Here is a 17,152-nt window from a genome sequence, read left to right on the forward strand (position 1 = left end):
GGGGAATACCACAATGACAGACACCACCATAATGAATACCCACGCCGCCAGCAGCCAGGGCTACAACTATGAGCTGCAGGCCTTTCATGCCAGCTTGATGCCCTACGTCATCCGCTGCGCTGACCGCTGCTCCGAGGTTGTGGTGCCGAAAACCATACCGGTGGGCTATCCGCTGCGTTATACGCAGATACAGGAAGCGGTGAATGCCCTGCGACAGCAGTCCCAGCCGTTCAACGGTGATCGCCAGCGCACCGCGCGTACAGTCAGCATCATGCTGACCGGCAATCTCTATCACTCGCCAATGTGCCAACAGCGTCTCATGGTCGATATGCGAGAGGACCTCAACGACGTTGTCTATCTCGATGCAGACTTCCTGCATGTTGTGGCGTTGAGCGGCCATCACTACCAGTTTGATATCGACCAAGTTGCGGCATGGCGTGTGGATGACAGCTGGTCATATATTGCCGATGGTGCAGAAGAGCGGACCCTCGGCCATATCCTCAATGACATCGACATGGAGCTGCAGATGCCTCAAGGCCTCAAGGACTGCCTGAGTCGTCGTACGTTCTATATGGCCAGCACCGAGGAACACGGCCACGGTGGCGAGGATGGTGCGCTGACCGACTTGTTCGATGAATACCGTAGCCTGTTGAGCGAGGAAACCCCGGTAGGCGAGGTAAACGGCCTTCGCGTGCAAGTTATGCCGGCCTCGAAGAATGTCATGGGGTGGGGCGGGCCTTGTGCCTTCCTTGATCCAGATACCGCTCTGGATGACAGCATCACGTTTGAAGGTGATTACCTGCATATCACCAAGATCGACGGGCTGCCCTTTGTTGTTCGTTGCGACACTATTACGGGCTATCAGGTACAGCATGTCCGCAATGTGCTTAGCGACGAGGAAGAGCGAGGCTGCGGCGATACGGAAGTCACTGTCATCAGCAATACCGTGCTGTAACGGTGACAAGCAAGAACGCAGTGTGTGACTGCGGTGGATGGGAAAGGGCCCTGCGGGGCCCTTTTTCTATGACTGTCAGTTAGAAGCTAAGTCTTGGTGGCCGCAGCGTGCTAGTGCTACTGAAGCCGATCAAGGCTGCGGATGTTCGTCCAGGTACTTGATGATCTCAGCGGACTGATACAGCCAAGTGATCTTGTTGCCATTGTTTTCGCGAATGCGCAGGCACGGCACCTGACGCTTCCCACCACCGATGATCAGTTCATTGGAGATGGCTTCGGAAGAGTTGATTTCCTTCATCGGCAGTTCGCGATGCTGATCGTTAAGATAGCTCATCACGTTCCAGCAGTAGGGGCAGTCATCGCGGTAGTAGAGCACCAGCGGAGCATCCTTGGCGATGGGGGCTGTCTGCACCTTGGCGTCGTGCGTGACGGGTGTTGCTGCCATTGCTGGCGTTGCCAGCCATGCCATGCCGAGCATCATGCCTGCGCTGATGAGGCGAAAGAGGTTGCGCATGTCACATAGTCCTTGTGTCAGTGTCGATAGCCGATGAGCGGTAGCCGGTTGTTCCGTCAGCCACGAATCGCTTCATCCTTGCGTGCTTCTTCTTGGACGGCCGCAAACCCTTCCTTCGAAATGTACCCTTGCGACAGGGCATGGCGGGCCATGCTGACCGTATCTTCTGCCAGTACCAGCGTCGAGCCTGTCTCGTGGACTTCTCGCGCCAGTTCGCTGATCGACTTGTCACGTTCGGGGTTTTCGTCGATCGAACGGATATAGATGGTTTTAATACGAGACGGGAACTCGCGCACCATCTGCGTATAAACCTCAGGGTCCTTCTGACCGCTATCGCCGATTAGAATGAAGCTCTGTTCTTTGTAGAGCTGCATCATCTGACGGATCACCATCTGCTTGTGGTGAACGGCACGACGCGGCAGAGGGCTTTTCCACGATAGTCCCCACTCGCGCAGGAACAGTACTGGGCCTTCCGGAATGCGGTGCATACGGAAGAACTCGACCAGCATTTCATAGATGGTCCACGGCGCGCGCGAGACGTACAAAAGCGGGCGCTTGCGATCTTCACCGCCGTCAAACAGAGCCTGATAGAACGCGGCCACGCCGGGGAATACCGCACGACGATCGGCCTTCTCGAAGAAGAGACGGATCATCATCTTGGCTTTGTTAGCAACACCGGTGTACATGACGGTATCGTCAATATCGCTGACCACGACGTAGTCGGTTTCGAGTGGGGGAATGTAGATCGCCGCGCGAGCTTTGACGGTTTCGTTTCGAAACAGCACTTTGAGCTCGGCCTTGTGCCACACCTTGTTAGGGGGCAGCGGCTCATTGATCATCATATGCGCACGGAAATATCCGTCCGCATCGGTGTCTACAACGGTATGGGAGTCGCCGAACCTGACGGCAACGTTGACGCCGGGCATGCCTCGACGCGTGATGCGGCGAAGGACGTCCAAGATGTCACGCCAGAAGCTCTGCTTCATGCTGCGGCCGACGCGGCTCTGACGAAAAACACGTCCCATCAGATAGATTTCACTGTGCGAGCCATACCCTCGATAAGTATGGATGGCAATGCCAGCCTTACCGCCGTCGTCCTCTTCACGGACGGGGCTGGCAAAGACCTGCAACCATCTTCGCAGCGCCTGCGAAAATCTTTTTCTGGGGTGGGGCATAAAGACCTCACGATTGATGAACTGAATGCACGCTTACCGGTACGCGCACCCCTTGGGCTATCCGCGTGGTGAAGCGATAGCCTTGTAAAGCACTGCGGCCTGCAACAGGCGCAGCCAAACATTCCTGTCATAGGAAAAGGGTAGTCGTGTCCCCGCACTTTCTGCATGAAAGTCTACCCTGCCACAGACGCCGGTTCGCTGTGGCACGAGGGAGGTTGTCGCAGTGGGCAATACATAATGTGCCTACACAAAAACACTACGACGGCTGTGGTTCGCGCTGAACATGCGCAGTGAATACCACACCCGCACTGCCCATTCATGTAGGGGCAGTGCGAGCAAGCATGCCACTTTATGCCGAGTTTTACACTTTAGAATACGATGATCTGCATCCTCTTACAGTGGCATGGCGGGCATATTCAGTCTGAAGCAGGTTTCCCATATCGAGGCATTTCAGCGTGAAAACCGTGATATGGCAAGCGGCTACAAACGGTTCATGCCGAGCGCGGTGACAGCTTGAGCAGTGACATCGTATTGTCGACGACTTCTGCGGCAGTGTGGTCGATGTCCACCTTGAAGCCGGGTTCGTCGTCGCTCAGCGACTCAAGGATTGCCAGCTGGGAATCTAGCAGTTTAGCGGGCATATAGTGGTCCTTGCGATTCAACAAACGTGCCATGAGCACTTCGCGGGTGCCGGTTAGTTCGATGAAATACACGTCGGAGTCGGCTTCGCGCAAAATGTCGCGATAGGCTTTTTTGAGCGCCGAGCAGGTCATCACTACGTTGTGTTCTGCCGCCGCTTCCTTGCTGATCCAGTCGCGCAGGCTGCGCAGCCAAGGCCAGCGGTCGTCATCGGTAAGCGGGGTGCCGGAGGCCATCTTGGCGACGTTGGCCGCAGAGTGGAAATCATCTGCTTCGGCAAAGGGCCAGCCGACCCGCTGTGCGAACAGCTTAGCGATGGTTGTCTTGCCTGAACCGCATACGCCCATGAACACGACCGTTGTCGTACGAGTACTCATGTGTCTACTCCCATTGCCATGGATAGAGGAACGCGGCTCCTATCGGTTGGCCGCACTGCAATGGCTGGGCATCCTGCCCGGTCATCCTTGAGGGTGACCATACCATCATGTCGCCCTGTTCCTGTACCCTTTCAGACGGCCTTGTCTTATGTTGCAGAGCCCTGCCACTCATGGGTGACAGCGAGTATGCTGAGTCGTATACCGTCAGGAGTGCATTCGGGACGTGCGTGATACCGTGCCTGAGCGCTTTCTTTTTATATCTTCATTCTTTGCGGAGCCTGTCATGCCGGCAACCACGCCCTCGTCTTCCTCTTCGACCCTGATCCGTGAACGCATCTCTCGATTGCGCGCTGCGATGCAGCAGCACGGTCTGGCGGCCTGGATCGTACCGATGTCAGACCCTCATATGTCCGAATACCTGCCTGACCATTGGGCAGCGCTCTCATGGTTGTCCGGGTTCACTGGATCTGCAGGTTTGTTAGTAATTACCAACAATGAGGCGGTGCTGTGGGTAGACAGCCGCTACTGGTTGCAGGCTGGCAACCAGCTCAAGGGCACCGGCATCGAGTGGGCCAAATGGTATCCGCGCCGCACGGACGTACTAGAGTGGGTGGCCGAGCATCTGGAAGAGGGGGAACGTGTTGGTGTTGATGGCACGGTGATCTCCATGCAACAGGTCGCTGACTGGCGCCAGCATCTCGCTGCAGCCGGATGCGAGCTGGAAACCAGTGTCGACGTGATGGATGACGTTTGGGATGACCGCCCTGCGCTGCCTCAAGCCGAGGTCTACGCGCATGATGCGCGCTATGTGCCGACCTCATGCGCTGATAAGTTGGCGCGTTTGCGTCAAGTGCTGGTGGGAGAAGACGTCGATGGCCACTTTCTATCGTCGCTTGATGACATTGCATGGCTGTTCAATCTGCGCGGTCAGGACGTCGACTACAATCCGGTCTTTCTGGCGCATGCGTGGGTTGATGCCCAGCGTGCCGTGCTGTTCGTGGATGATAGCCGTCTGAACGAGGATGCTCGTGCCGTACTGGAACGTGCTGGCGTCGAGACTGCGCCGTACCACAGCGTTGGCGAATGGCTATCGGCGAATGTTTCTGGCAGCGTACTGCTGGAGTGCAGCAAGGTCAGCGCCTACATCGACGCGCAATTGCCGGACGGTGTCGAACTGTTCGACTCGCCCAACCCCACCACACTATTCAAGGCCTGCAAAGAACCGCAGGCGCTGGCGCATGTGCGCAATGCCATGGTTCAGGACGGCATCGCACTGGTTGAGTTCCTGCAGGCCTTCGAAGAAGCGCGTTTGCGCGGTGAGCAGTGGACAGAGTTGGATATCGACACCCATCTGACAGCGGCACGCGCTCGCCGGCCCGGGTTCGTCAGCCTCAGCTTCCCAACCATAGCGGGTTACAACGAAAACGGTGCGCTGCCGCACTATCAGGCCACGGCAAAGAACTTTGCCACCATCGAAGGCAATGGACTGTTGCTGATTGACTCCGGTGCTCAATACCTAGGCGGCACCACCGACATCACGCGTGTACTGGCGATCGGCACCCCTTCTGATGCGCAGTGCGCCGATTACACCACGGTGCTCAAAGGCACCATTGCGCTGTCGCGCGCTCACTTTCCCGACGGTATTCCTGCGCCGATGTTGGATGCCATCGCTCGTGCACCGCTGTGGCAGCAGAACCTCGACTTCGGGCATGGCACGGGCCACGGGGTGGGCTACTTCCTCAACGTGCACGAAGGTCCGCAGAGCATTTCCTTCTATGGCCGTCCCAACGAGGTCAACGGCATGCGTGAAGGCATGATCACCTCTATCGAGCCGGGGCTGTACCGTGAAGGCGAATGGGGAATCCGCATTGAGAACCTCGTGGCCAACGTTCGCCATGTCGACAATGCCTTTGGCAGCTTCATGCGTTTTGAAACCCTGACGCTGTGCCCCATCGACATGAAGCCTATCGACGTGACACTGCTCACGCATGAAGAGATCGCTTGGCTGGATAGCTACCACGAGCAGGTACGCGAGCGTCTGCTGCCCCATCTGTCTGGCACTACGCGCGAGTGGCTGGAGCGCAATACACTACCGTTGGTGACGTTCAAGAGTGTCTGACATCATCTGATTTGTAGCGATAGTTAGTAATTACTCACATAGCAAGGAGACGCCATGTTCACCGGGATTGTTCAGGCTGTGGCAACGATTGATCGCCTGCGGGATCACGACGGTATCCGCACCTTTGAAATTGAGTTTTCGCAGGGGTTCTGCGAAGGGCTTGCGATAGGTGCCAGCGTTGCCGTAGATGGGGTGTGCCTGACCGTGACCACGCTGCTGTCCGAGACGCGCGCTAGCTTCGATGTGATGCTGCAGAGCCTGCGGGTGACGACCCTCAGCCAGTTCGAGGAAGGCGCGCGCGTCAACGTTGAGCGTGCCGCCAAGGACGGTGCCGAAATCGGTGGGCACCCGCTGTCGGGGCATATCGATTTTGCCGCCTCTGTGCTGAGTGTCACGGAGATTGAAGACAACTATCGCCTGCGTATTGCGATGGAAGGCGACTGGAAGCGCTACATCTTTCCCAAAGGCTATATCGCCATCAACGGTGCCAGCCTAACCATCGCTGAGGTCGATCGGCAGCAAGGGTGGTTTGACGTGTGGCTGATTCCCGAAACACGCCGCATGACCACGTTTGAAGACAAGCAGCAGGGTGATCTGCTCAATATCGAGATCGAACGTGGTACGCAGGTGGTCGTCGATACCGTACGCACGACGCTCGAAGAAAATCTGGGCAAACTTTACCCGCTGCTTGAAGCGCTGCTGGCACAGCAAGGGCAGAGTCTCGAACAGCTTACTGTTGGGGATATACCCCGGCTGACAAGCAGCATGAATAAAAAGTAAGTGGTTACTTACGGCGTGTGGTTTGCCGTGCCCGATACTCTCTGCTTGAGCAGAAGATGGGCACACGACCTGTGAAGCGCTGTACAGCAGCGATTGCCGCTTGCACTAAGAGAAGGAAGAAGGCCACCGTGTGTGGCCTTTTTCTTTGGTGGTCAGGAATATGTGTGTCGTTCAACATGTGCCGAAAGGCGCTGTGCGATGAGTGTGATTCGTGCCATGCCGCCAGAACGTGACATGGACGCTGTTGTTGCGCTGTGGTGTCAGGCGTCCATCATCCGTCATGATCTCATTCCCGCGCAGTATTGGCGCGAGGCATGTCCGCTGACGCGAGAGGTATACCTGTCTCAGGCAGATACAGCGGTTATGGTTGAACAGGGTGATGTCATCAGTTTCGTCAGCTGCGTCGAGCATCAGATCGCGGCGTTGTTCGTTGCTCCTGAGCATTAAGGGGAAGGAGTAGGGTCTGCGTTGTTGGCTCACGCGCTGCGCGGCCGAGAAGTAGCTACGCTGAATGTATATGTTGCTAACCTGCTTGCTCGGCGCAGCGTGGATTCCGTGTAACAGGGGATGGCGTAGATGACGCTACCGGCGCTCTGGAATGCTTCATGGAGCACCGTGCCGCAATCTGATAGCGGGTGTTTTTTCGCCTTTTCCGCTCAGGAGTACGTGCGGCAATGCGCGCGAATAGTAGCAATGCCATTGTCGGCAGCAAGCCGACGCGGGTAACATGCACCCCTTTTGAAACAGAGTGCGCTGGGTGAAGGGCACTCTTCTCCTCGCATGTCTCTCTGTGACAAGAGGGAATGCCTCCCTCTTGATAGGGTAATTTCTCATGACGACTGATGTTTCGCTTCAATGTGCGCGCGCTGCCGTAGGCTTTGCCGCGCTGACCATGGGGCACGTGGCCACCGAACTAGAACGTATCGGCCAGCTGCCCGATGACGCTGCCTGGCAACAGGCGACGCAGGCGATCAGCCAGTGGCTGCGAGAGCAGTACAGCGATGAACTGATCGAACAGGCCAAAGCGTCTCTTGGCGATGCAGCGGCAGAATCCGATAGCGATGACGAACAGGCGTCGCAGGCTGCACAGGCGGCAAGTGCCACGGCGCTGTCTCTTCTGCTGACTCACTGCGTCAGCGCTGACGTTGCCGAACAGCTCGGCAATAGCGTGACGGCGGCCATGACGGCTTCCTGGCAGGATGCCTATGGCGATAGCGCGGAAGGCGAAGACGCCTGATTTCGCTGCTCGCAAGCAAAGGCCTTGGGGATTTTCCCGAGGTCTTTGCCTTTCACTGACTCATTACCAAAGATATTCACTATGTCTCATGCGCTTTCCCCATCATCACCCTCGCTTCTCTCACGATTGAGCCGGCAATTCATTCCGCAGGTCATCGTGGGCATTCTGCTCGGGGCCCTGCTGGGGTACTTCGACCCGAGAGTACCCGCTGGCTATATCTACCAGGGCGCAGGGGAAGGCATCATTAATGGGATTTTGGATATCTTTCGCAGCAGCACGGCCGCTCACATGGGGTATTTGGGCGGCATGTACATCAAAGCATTGCAGGCCATTGCCCCGCTAATGGTGCTGGTGCTGGTGATGTCATCAATGATGCATCCGCGCCAGAAGCAGGGCGGGCGAGGCATCCGCACCATCGTGATCCTGTATTTGTGCAGTACGGTGCTGGGGGGAGTGTTGGCGGTACTGGCCAGCCATTTCTTTCCCAGTGAGCTGAAGCTGCAGCAAATGGGCGATGCGGCCGTCAGCCTGCAAGGGCCAGGCTCGCTGAGCGATGTGTTGGACGGTCTAGTCAGTAAGATCCTCGAGAACCCTGCCAAAGCTCTGGTTGAAGGCAATTTCATCGGCGTATTGGTATGGGGGCTGGGGCTTGGTCTGGCCTTGCGCAGTGCCAGCGATACGACTCAGAAGGTTGTTCAGGATCTATCGAATGCCTGCACGCGCCTCATCCGTCTCGTCATCCGTTGTTCTCCTATTGGCGTGTTTGGACTGGTCGCGAACAATGTCAGCACCGTCGGCATCAGCGCCTTCGCCCAGTATCTGCACGTACTGGCCGTGCTGATCGGTTGCATGGTTTTCATCGCACTGGTCATCAATCCGATCATCGTGCTGTTTATCATTCGCCGCAATCCTTGGCCGCTGGTGTTTATGTGCCTCAAGGAGTCGGGCATTACCGCCTTCTTCACGCGCAGTTCGGCTGCCAACATTCCTGTCAATCTGGCCGTGTGCGAGCGCCTCAAGCTTGATAAGAATATCTATCAGATGTCGATTCCGATCGGCGCCAACATCAGCATGTCCGGTGCTGTCACCACCATCACCGTGCTGACGCTGGCGGCGGTGCACACGCTGCATATCGACGTCAGCATGGGCAGTGCGCTGGTGCTGTGCATTATCGCAACCATCGCTGCGCTGGGGGCTTCGGGCATTGCGGGCGGTTCGGTCATCTTGATCCCTATGGCGTGCAGCCTGTTCGGGATCGACCCTCAGATCGCTGGGCTAGTCGTGGCCTTTGGGATGACGATCGGTGTTGTGCAGGATTCGACTGAAACTGCTCTCAACAGCTCGACCGATCTGCTCTTTACGGTGGCTGTCTGTCAGGCCGAGGAGCGCAAGGCATTGCAGGCCCAGAATCAGTACGCTGGAAATACGCGCGAAACGGTCTCAGTGTCGCACCCTGCTGAGTGACCATTAGCAGCGCAGTGACGGTAGCTCGCCCTTATTTTCCTGAAATTGGGGGCGCATATACCATTTCATTACCGCCCTGTAAGAAAACTGTCATATTCGCCGACTAGGCTAGGCACTTTCTTCAATACCACTACTGGATGACAGCTTATGTCTGTGACTTCGCATTCTTCCGAGGTCTCCAAAAACCCGTCAGCGGGTGCGCGTCCCAGCAGGCACTTGAGTGTTCTGTTCTTTCTCGCACTGCTGGCCGGGGTGATATATGTCGGCATCAGCATCTACAGTGATGTGTCCGGTCATGCCATGTCTCCGTTGCATTGGACGGTCGTGGCGACACTGGCAGCAGCATTGTTGATTGCACTGGGTTTCGAGTTCGTCAATGGCTTCCATGACACCGCCAATGCGGTTGCGACGGTCATTTACACTCATTCCCTTTCTCCGACCGTAGCTGTCATTCTGTCGGGACTGTGCAACTTCCTAGGCGTGCTGCTATCGTCCGGGGCCGTGGCCTTTGGTGTGGTAGCGCTGCTGCCCATTGACTTGGTGCTGCACGGTCATCCGTCCACCGGTTTTGCTATGGTCTTCGCGCTGCTGCTGTCGGCTATCGCGTGGAACCTGCTGACGTGGTGGAAAGGCATCCCTGCATCTTCTTCCCACACGCTGATCGGTTCCATGATCGGGGTGGGGATTGCCAATGCCATGATCAATCACGGTTCGCTCAACGGTGTGAACTGGGGACAAGCGATCAAGATCGGTTATTCCCTGCTGTTCTCTCCGTTCATTGGTTTCGTCTTTGCAGGCCTGATGCTGCTGGCGTTGCGTTTGATGGTCCGCAATAAGGCGCTGTATGAAGCACCGCGTGATGGTATGCCGCCTCCAATGTGGATTCGCAGCTTGCTGGTCGCCAGTTCCAGTGGTGTCGCGTTTGCGCACGGCTCCAACGATGGTCAGAAGGGCATGGGCCTGATCATGATGATTCTGGTCAGCCTAATACCGGCAACCTACGCGCTGGATCGCTATTCCACGCAGCACGACCTGCCAGCGTTCGCATCTTCGGCCTATGAAGTCAGCCATATCATCAATGGCGATACACTGCCGGATCTGTCTCAGCCTGCTGACCAGATTCTGCGTGAATACCTGCGCAACCATCACGAAACGCCTGATGTCGTTCCGGCATTGGGTGTGCTAACCGGCCGCATCCATGCACAAATAGCGGCGTTGGAAAGCCTCGAGAGTCTGAGCGACGATCAGGTCAACGATATCCGTGATGACATGTACATCACCAGTGAAGCTATTCGCATGATGAGCGGCAGCGATACCTTCAAGGCACAGTTCGAAGGCCACTCCGGTAAAGCATTGAACGGCCTGAAAGCGCACATCGACAGCACGATCAAATTCATCCCGCTGTGGGTGAAAGTAGTGACTGCACTGGCGCTGGGGTTGGGTACTGTCGTTGGATGGAAGCGTGTCGTGCATACTGTGGGTGAAAAGATCGGCAAGTCCCGCATGACTTATGCTCAAGGGCTGTCAGCACAGACTGTTGCAATGGCGACCATCGGCGCAGCCGACATACTGGGCCTGCCCGTATCCACGACGCACGTGCTGTCTTCTGGCGTTGCCGGTACCATGGCAGCCAACCGTTCTGGCCTGCAATGGGGCACACTGCGCAATCTGGCGCTGACATGGGTACTGACCCTGCCGGCGACCATTCTGCTGGCGGGTGGCATGTTCTGGCTGTTCCTGCAGTTCTGATTGACGCTTTCTGCAATAGAAAAAGCCAGCCTTTAGAGGCTGGCTTTTTTGTGTCTTCATTGCATGGCGACTGTCCGATGAGCCACCGTGCTAGCCGGTGTGACCGTGTATTTGTTGCTCACATTGATGCCGTTAGAGAGCGTTTCTATCTTCGGTATCCGAAGGTTGGCTAGCAATGCCACGCGGTATCGGCCAGAAATCTTCACCCAATATTGCAGGTTGTTCGGTATCGTTGGGACCGGCTTCGGTTTCCGGTACGCAGAGCGGCAGAGCCGCCTTTACGCGGGCCAGTGCTTCTGCACCGCGTGCACCATCCGTCACGTTGGCCCACCAGTCGCGGTGCACCCACTGTACGCGAACCGGAACCGTAGGAAGCCCTATACGCTGGGCCATTGCCAGACGATGTAGCCCTTTGTTGATCTTGATAAGACGCCCTTCTCGGCTGACGGCGACGCCCAGTTCATCCTTGCCTTTGTCGGCATCGAAACCGTGGGCGGCCATACTGTCTAGAAAGCGTAGGTAGACCTGAAGGTAGCGCTTGATTAGCTCTGGACTGTCGAGTCGAATGCCCAGCTGGCGGAAGCGGGCGGGTTTGCCACGGCGCAGATCGTCCAGGTAGCGCTGATAGCGCTCGGTCTTTTCAAGGTGCTGACGGTGTTCATCTATATCGCTGATAAAACGATAACGATCGCCGATGCGCAGGTCCTCACGCTTGAGGTCCCAGTCGCCGTCCCAGATGAAAGCGTTGAACGCGCATTCGCTGCGCGGCGGCCAACCGATGATGCGAATGAGCTGGCGGGGATCGACATGCAGTATTAGTGCATCGCCTAGCGTTTCGATCATGGCCTTGCGGGGAAGCCCCCACTGTTCGATGCGCTGGCTACCGGGCAGCCGATGTTGCCAATAACGCAGTAACATGCGCTCGAAGGGCATGGTCAGGTATTTCTGAGAGCCGTTACGGGCATGGTAGGACAGGCGCGCGATGCGTACCTGGCCTGTCATGGCGGTAGACGTTAGCGGTTGAAACGCTTGGTCGGCCTCGGGGCCTAGCGGCCCTTTGCCTGTTGAAGCATCCTGCATGTACACGAAGACCTTGTCTTGAGAAGCTGCCGTGCCGGGAAGGGGCGCCGCAGTGAAACGATAAGCTTACCGATAAGACCTCATGATAGTGAGAATAGAACATGCACTTTCATCTGAAGTCGTGTTCATAGTGGTGGCTGGTCGCAGGATTGTCCATAAAGCGCCTTGCCTATGGCGAAAAAGGCCCTCGTTTCAGACGAGGGCCTCGATATAACTATTCAAATGTCAAAAACGGCGGTGGTCTTATACATCGCTTTCATCGACAGGCTCATCGGTATCCTGAGCTTCCTGCGTTGCCGTCTTCAGCACGAAGCCATAGTCCAGTCCGGTGATCTCGGTCTGCGTACCCTGCAGATTGAGGTGGATACGCGGCCCAACGGTTTTCGTGTAGAGCATCCGGTCTTCCGCTGCCGAATAGGAGTAGTTGGCGTAGCTCAGTACGGACAGGTCCGGCAGTACGTTCCATGAGTAGACGTACTGATAGTTGCTTGCCTGTGCGGTGTACATGGCACCTTCTGACTTCTGCTGCACGACCACACCACTGCCGTTGAGCGGGGTATAAGGGCCGAACATGGATGATGCCTTGAAGCCCAGCATCATGTCGCGGTTGATGAAGGTGTCATCCAGAATGGTCATCTTGTTACCGTGGGTGACGCAGAACAGATAGTAGCTGCTGTCACGGTAGATCAGAGTGACTCGTTCGATTTCATCTGTGATCAGGTTCGAGGTCAGGATCGGAGGCAACAGGCTGAGCTTGGTGTACTGATCATCGGTGAATTCCGCAACGCCGACGCAGCCATTGGCCTTCAGATCATCCACGGTAGGACGATAGTTCGGTTCGAAATCGTCGCTGCCGATGTAGTCGCGGCGTACGGTGCCTTCTGCATCGTTGCGGGGCCCCGTGTTGGCTTCAAACAGCAGGTAGTTTTTCTGTGTTGCCGGGTCTTTGAAGAAGAAGGGATCGCGGAAGCAGAGGTTGTTGACCTGATCATTACCGTAGCTGCGGTTGTGGAGGGTCGGCATGCGTAGTTCTGCATCGTCGGCCTGATCCACGTTTTGGTAGAAGACACCGTCCGGTTCAAGTAGAAGGTTGTGGTATTCTGGGGACGAGAAAGTCAGTACCCCATCCTTGACCGACGGACGCTGTATGGCCGTGGCCAAGCGCTGGAACGTCTGCCAGATGCCATCGCGAGTGTGGCCCATTGCTGTGGTGTAGAACGTCTGCACTCGACCATCATTGCGCAGCAGTGTGGACCCGCTCCATTCCTGAATGTCGCTGAAAAGGCGACGCGGGAACAGCAGACCGCCCGGAATGAAGGAGTGGCCGTCTTTGGAGTAGAAATAGTTGATGCGTGCGATTTTGCGATTGTCGGCCTGTTTCAGCCCCAGTGCGCATAGCACGCGGAACCCTTCTATGGACGCCAGATCACCGTTTTCGTCCAGAGCGAACCACGAATCCCAGATATCGAACCCCTCCATGAACGCTTGGATCTTGGTGTTATCGAATTCCGGAAAGGTATTCGCTTCGGTGGCTTTGAAGCTGAGTGCCTGTTCGCGGGTCCAGTGAGAAATAGTGGCCGCGCTATTAGTGGCGCTGGTCGTTTTCGTAATAGCAGCCATGTGAAGATCCTCTTATTTTTCTTGTTATCAATTGGTTTATATAGCGGCAGCACACTTAACCGTACTGCCGCCCTGTCTGCGTGACAGGGAGAAATCTAGACATAACTCACCAAAATGCGTACATAATTAATGTTATCAAGTGTCACCAATAGGCTTCTCTTTATAAATATGGTCGCTTGATGATGAAGTTTGTTTTTGGAGGGGCAGACCTGTACGTTCTGATAGGGCTATTCATAACGCTTTATACTATCAGGTGGTTATATTTGTTTTAGATCGAGCCTGAAACAATATATTGAGCAGCTCATTAAAATAATAAGAAGTGTAAAAGATAATTTATGCTACATAGACGCGAGCATGGAGTGTTGTAGCATTGAAGGCAACATGCCATTACCAACATTCACGGCCGGGGACAGTGCCCAAATGGAGTGCAAGGTGGACGCGTGTCGTCTCCCCTATGTCGAGCGAGGATGAGATGGTGTGTTCTTTATCGGTGTTGTCGCAACCCCGCCGACCGTGATGGCCATAAAAAAGCCCCTTGCCGAAGCAAGAGGCTTGGGAACTTCATCATTGCTTGTACACAATCAGCGTTTCAGAACGCGACCGATGACCCAGCCTGCCAGAGCCGCAATACCCAGCGCTTGAAACGGCTTGTCTTGGGCGAAGTCGCGTACTCGGTCTACGGCTTCACCGTACTGAGACTGGATGCGACCGGCCCCCTGGCGGAGCTGCCCTTTAAGGCGACATTCATTGTTGTCGAACGCGTCACCTGCTGCTTTCTGTACGCGTCCAGCGGCTTCCTGAGCTTTACCTTTCAGTTCTTCCATGCTCATGACACTCTCCTTGTTGCTGTGAAGGGCCTACCTTCTCAAGCGATGTGAATCACCCTTCATACTGGTACAGCATTGGCATAATGTCATGCTGCCAATCGTGGAAGTTTTTAGTGCGCTTCTTGGGCGCGACGCTGCTTGCGGCACTCTAGGCAGTAGTCGATCTGCATATGGTGTTCACTGCGGGCATGCATGGTCCAGATAGCGCAGTTCACCAGCGCTGGCACCAGTACCCACACAAAACCGATGAAGGGAGAATGCAGGTGCCAGTGCAGGATTTTCATCTGTAGCAGGTAGATGCTTAGCGGGTACAGCACGGACAGCAGTAGGAAGTTCTGAGTGACCTTCTGCGCCCACGGCTGGTGGAACAGTACGCCCAATCCACAGATTACGGAGGCCACGATATACATCAGTGACAGGATCTGAACACTGACCATCAGAGGGGAGCCGTTGAGTTCATTGCGGCTGATCCACTCCAGATAGGTGCGGAAATAGGTCATGGCCAGCAGGCAGGTCACCGGTACCACCATCAGCAGATAGATCTGAAACAGCGTATGTCGAATGGCGTGATGAGTGCGTTCGCGATCACGGCGATCGAGCACGTGAGGGGTAGAGTGCATGGCATGCCTCCTTGCTACCAGCAGTTCGAGTCAAGAGCACCGAGTGCCACACAATGGCATAAACGGTTACCCAAAAGAAAAGCGTAGAAAAGGTGCTGACATTTGTGCACTGACTTTAAAGACAGGCTGCCAACAATAGGCCATACCGTCGGTAATGCGCCCTTCAAAATGTATCTTCATGTAAAAGAAAGGAATAGCTGTGGCCCGCGATGTGTCCTCAATGCTGACAATTGACGGAGTTGCTTTGAAAACAGCTAAATAAATGCAGCTTCCAGGGTAAAGAAGGGCTGACTAATGGTCGTAATACAAATGCGAACAGTGTTCTTGAAAGGCCGTTCAACAGGGTTTTTTCCTGCATATTTGCAATTTGATCTTTCAGACCCTTTCGTAAACTTGTAAGAACTCAGCAGGCGATCGCCTGTCTTCCCCAGTAGCAATAAAAAGAACGAGAAGAACGAACTCGACGCCGTATTTCCCATGCGTTGGCGCGTCGCTCATTCTGATAAGAGGGTATACATGTCATCTTCCATTTCTAGCCTGGCGCCGCTGTTGACGCCGGATCACCAAGCGCTGTCCAGTTCACTTGAAGATGCGCTCGAATCGCTTGCCATGATTGTGCAGCTGAACGAGCACGGTCGTAACAAAGGCGCGTTGCCCGCACAGGATGCCGAAATCATCCGTTCTGCCATCACGATGGTTGAGCTGGTCTACGGACGCCACGTAGACGCGGTATGAGCCGACAGGCCGCACTCACGGTCGGTGCGGCGATGGTGCGCGATTCGTGCTAGTGTGTCGCGTTATACGGCCGTGCCGTGCGCATGGCCATCGATCCTTCGACTACTGTCTGCAATGGGGTAGATTCCATGCACGATGCACAGGCTCTGTTTTCCCGCTTTCGCGATATCCTGACGATCTATAATACCGCGCTGGCGACCAGCATCGACGACGAAGGGCGCGTGCCCGAGTTCGTCGCCCACGGTGAGAATACCAAAGCACCTCGTCAGCTGTGCCAGACGCGCGGCATCATCTATAACGTGCATATGGCGCGCGAGTTCGGTGACCGAGCCGCGGCTGCCCGTGCGGTGGACATCTATCAGTCCACGCGCCAGCACTACCTGACCCCCTGCATGCTGAACGGCCAGCCGGCCTATGCGCCAGTGCCGACCAACGACGGTGCGGCCATGTATGAGCTGGCGTTTCTGCTCAATGCTCAAGTGCAGCTGCACTACCTAGATGGCCTGCTGGACGATCCGAGCGTGCTGGATAAGGCCGCACTGGATGCGGACATGACCGTTACCGAAGATGCCATTCTGGCCATCCCGACAGCGTCCATCTTCCAGCCGCGCGAAGGTGGCGACTTCTCCGAATTGAATGCTGGCATGCATCTGTTCGAAGCCATGGCCTTGCGCTTGCAGCTTTCCGATCACGCTGAGCTGCGCCACAAGGCTAACGCCCTGCTTGAGCACGTTGATAACCATTTCTGGGATGACGTGCGTGGCATGCTGGCCGAACGTATTGACGGACAGAACACCATCCTTGAGTACGACCTCGGCCATAACTACGAGTGGTCGTCGCTGCTGAGCCTGAACAGCAACCTGGGGCTGAACTATCGCCGCCTCGACCCAAGGCGTCTGGCGGCAGCGGCAGAAGAGATCGCCTGGCGTGAATTCGAGCCGGAGATGGTGGCGTTCCCGCTGGATGCCGAAACGCGTCCTTTGGATCGCACCGCGCGCATCTGGGTCAGTCTCGAACGTATTCGCGCGCTGGCGTTGGCCGGTGACGAGCGTGTGCTGTCAGTCATGGCGCGTGTGCTGGAGCACTTCTTCCCAGAAAATCTGCCTGAAGAATATTCAGGCATCCGTGGCCCGATTAAATCCACCACGGGATATCACGTCATCGAAAGCTATGTGGGTACGGTTCACGCGCTGAAGGCTTGAGCGTTGATATAACGTCGCTTTTCATGATGCAAAAACGCCGCCAAGCACAGTCACTGTGCT

At 55.9% G+C, this 17,152-nt stretch carries 16 protein-coding genes; 9 read left to right on the forward strand and 7 right to left on the reverse strand.

Annotation, left to right across the window (positions count from 1 at the left end; translation table 11 throughout):
* Positions 1-13 precede the first annotated feature (13 nt).
* Positions 14-955 (forward strand): hypothetical protein, encoded by a 942-nt coding sequence (locus ZBT109_RS00230; RefSeq protein WP_027704392.1) that lies wholly within the window; start codon positions 14-16, stop codon positions 953-955.
* A gap of 129 nt (positions 956-1,084) precedes the next feature.
* Here the strand turns inward: ZBT109_RS00230 and ZBT109_RS00235 are convergent, their stop codons facing one another.
* From ZBT109_RS00235 to ZBT109_RS00245, 3 genes are all read right to left on the reverse strand, one after another.
* Positions 1,085-1,468 (reverse strand): glutaredoxin family protein, encoded by a 384-nt coding sequence (locus tag ZBT109_RS00235; RefSeq protein ID WP_051523630.1) that lies wholly within the window; start codon positions 1,466-1,468, stop codon positions 1,085-1,087.
* Between the two features lie 56 nt (positions 1,469-1,524).
* The gene (locus tag ZBT109_RS00240) at positions 1,525-2,643 is read right to left on the reverse strand and encodes an App1 family protein (protein ID WP_027704394.1); all 1,119 of its coding nucleotides are present in this window, start codon (positions 2,641-2,643) and stop codon (positions 1,525-1,527) included.
* Positions 2,644-3,134: 491 nt separating this feature from the next.
* A complete protein-coding gene (locus tag ZBT109_RS00245) occupies positions 3,135-3,659 on the reverse strand; it encodes a gluconokinase (protein ID WP_038277538.1) in 525 nt (174 codons plus the stop codon).
* 283 nt (positions 3,660-3,942) lie between these two features.
* Here ZBT109_RS00245 and ZBT109_RS00250 point away from each other — a divergent pair, with 283 nt between their 5' ends.
* From ZBT109_RS00250 to ZBT109_RS00275, 6 genes are all read left to right on the forward strand, one after another.
* The gene (locus tag ZBT109_RS00250; protein WP_027704396.1) at positions 3,943-5,778 is read left to right on the forward strand and encodes an aminopeptidase P family protein; all 1,836 of its coding nucleotides are present in this window, start codon (positions 3,943-3,945) and stop codon (positions 5,776-5,778) included.
* Between the two features lie 54 nt (positions 5,779-5,832).
* Positions 5,833-6,558 carry a riboflavin synthase gene (locus ZBT109_RS00255; protein WP_027704397.1) on the forward strand — a complete coding sequence of 242 codons (726 nt, stop codon included), beginning with the start codon at positions 5,833-5,835 and terminating at the stop codon, positions 6,556-6,558.
* A 198-nt stretch (positions 6,559-6,756) separates the two neighbouring features.
* Positions 6,757-7,005 (forward strand): GNAT family protein, encoded by a 249-nt coding sequence (locus ZBT109_RS00260; RefSeq protein WP_051523631.1) that lies wholly within the window; start codon positions 6,757-6,759, stop codon positions 7,003-7,005.
* 385 nt (positions 7,006-7,390) lie between these two features.
* On the forward strand, positions 7,391-7,795 hold the full coding sequence (locus ZBT109_RS00265; protein ID WP_027704398.1) for a hypothetical protein: 405 nt from the start codon (positions 7,391-7,393) through the stop codon (positions 7,793-7,795).
* Positions 7,796-7,876: 81 nt separating this feature from the next.
* Positions 7,877-9,259 (forward strand): serine/threonine transporter SstT, encoded by a 1,383-nt coding sequence (gene sstT / locus ZBT109_RS00270; protein WP_084261697.1) that lies wholly within the window; start codon positions 7,877-7,879, stop codon positions 9,257-9,259.
* A 147-nt stretch (positions 9,260-9,406) separates the two neighbouring features.
* A complete protein-coding gene (locus ZBT109_RS00275; RefSeq protein ID WP_027704399.1) occupies positions 9,407-11,008 on the forward strand; it encodes an inorganic phosphate transporter in 1,602 nt (533 codons plus the stop codon).
* A 132-nt stretch (positions 11,009-11,140) separates the two neighbouring features.
* Here ZBT109_RS00275 and ZBT109_RS00280 read toward each other — a convergent pair whose 3' ends face one another.
* From ZBT109_RS00280 to ZBT109_RS00295, 4 genes are all read right to left on the reverse strand, one after another.
* Positions 11,141-12,088, reverse strand: a complete 948-nt coding sequence (locus tag ZBT109_RS00280; protein ID WP_051523632.1) for a hypothetical protein — start codon at positions 12,086-12,088, stop codon at positions 11,141-11,143.
* A 243-nt stretch (positions 12,089-12,331) separates the two neighbouring features.
* On the reverse strand, positions 12,332-13,708 hold the full coding sequence (locus ZBT109_RS00285) for a glycoside hydrolase family 68 protein (RefSeq protein WP_027704400.1): 1,377 nt from the start codon (positions 13,706-13,708) through the stop codon (positions 12,332-12,334).
* 581 nt (positions 13,709-14,289) lie between these two features.
* Complete coding sequence (locus tag ZBT109_RS00290) at positions 14,290-14,538, reverse strand: CsbD family protein (protein WP_027704401.1); 249 nt, start codon at positions 14,536-14,538, stop codon at positions 14,290-14,292.
* Between the two features lie 107 nt (positions 14,539-14,645).
* On the reverse strand, positions 14,646-15,155 hold the full coding sequence (locus tag ZBT109_RS00295) for a hypothetical protein (protein ID WP_027704402.1): 510 nt from the start codon (positions 15,153-15,155) through the stop codon (positions 14,646-14,648).
* 516 nt (positions 15,156-15,671) lie between these two features.
* Here ZBT109_RS00295 and ZBT109_RS00300 point away from each other — a divergent pair.
* A complete protein-coding gene (locus ZBT109_RS00300) occupies positions 15,672-15,890 on the forward strand; it encodes a hypothetical protein (RefSeq protein WP_027704403.1) in 219 nt (72 codons plus the stop codon).
* Positions 15,891-16,018: 128 nt separating this feature from the next.
* Positions 16,019-17,092 (forward strand): AGE family epimerase/isomerase, encoded by a 1,074-nt coding sequence (locus ZBT109_RS00305; protein WP_027704404.1) that lies wholly within the window; start codon positions 16,019-16,021, stop codon positions 17,090-17,092.
* Positions 17,093-17,152 lie beyond the last annotated feature (60 nt).

The sequence above is a fragment of the Zymobacter palmae genome (assembly GCF_003610015.1).
Lineage (GTDB): Bacteria > Pseudomonadota > Gammaproteobacteria > Pseudomonadales > Halomonadaceae > Zymobacter > Zymobacter palmae.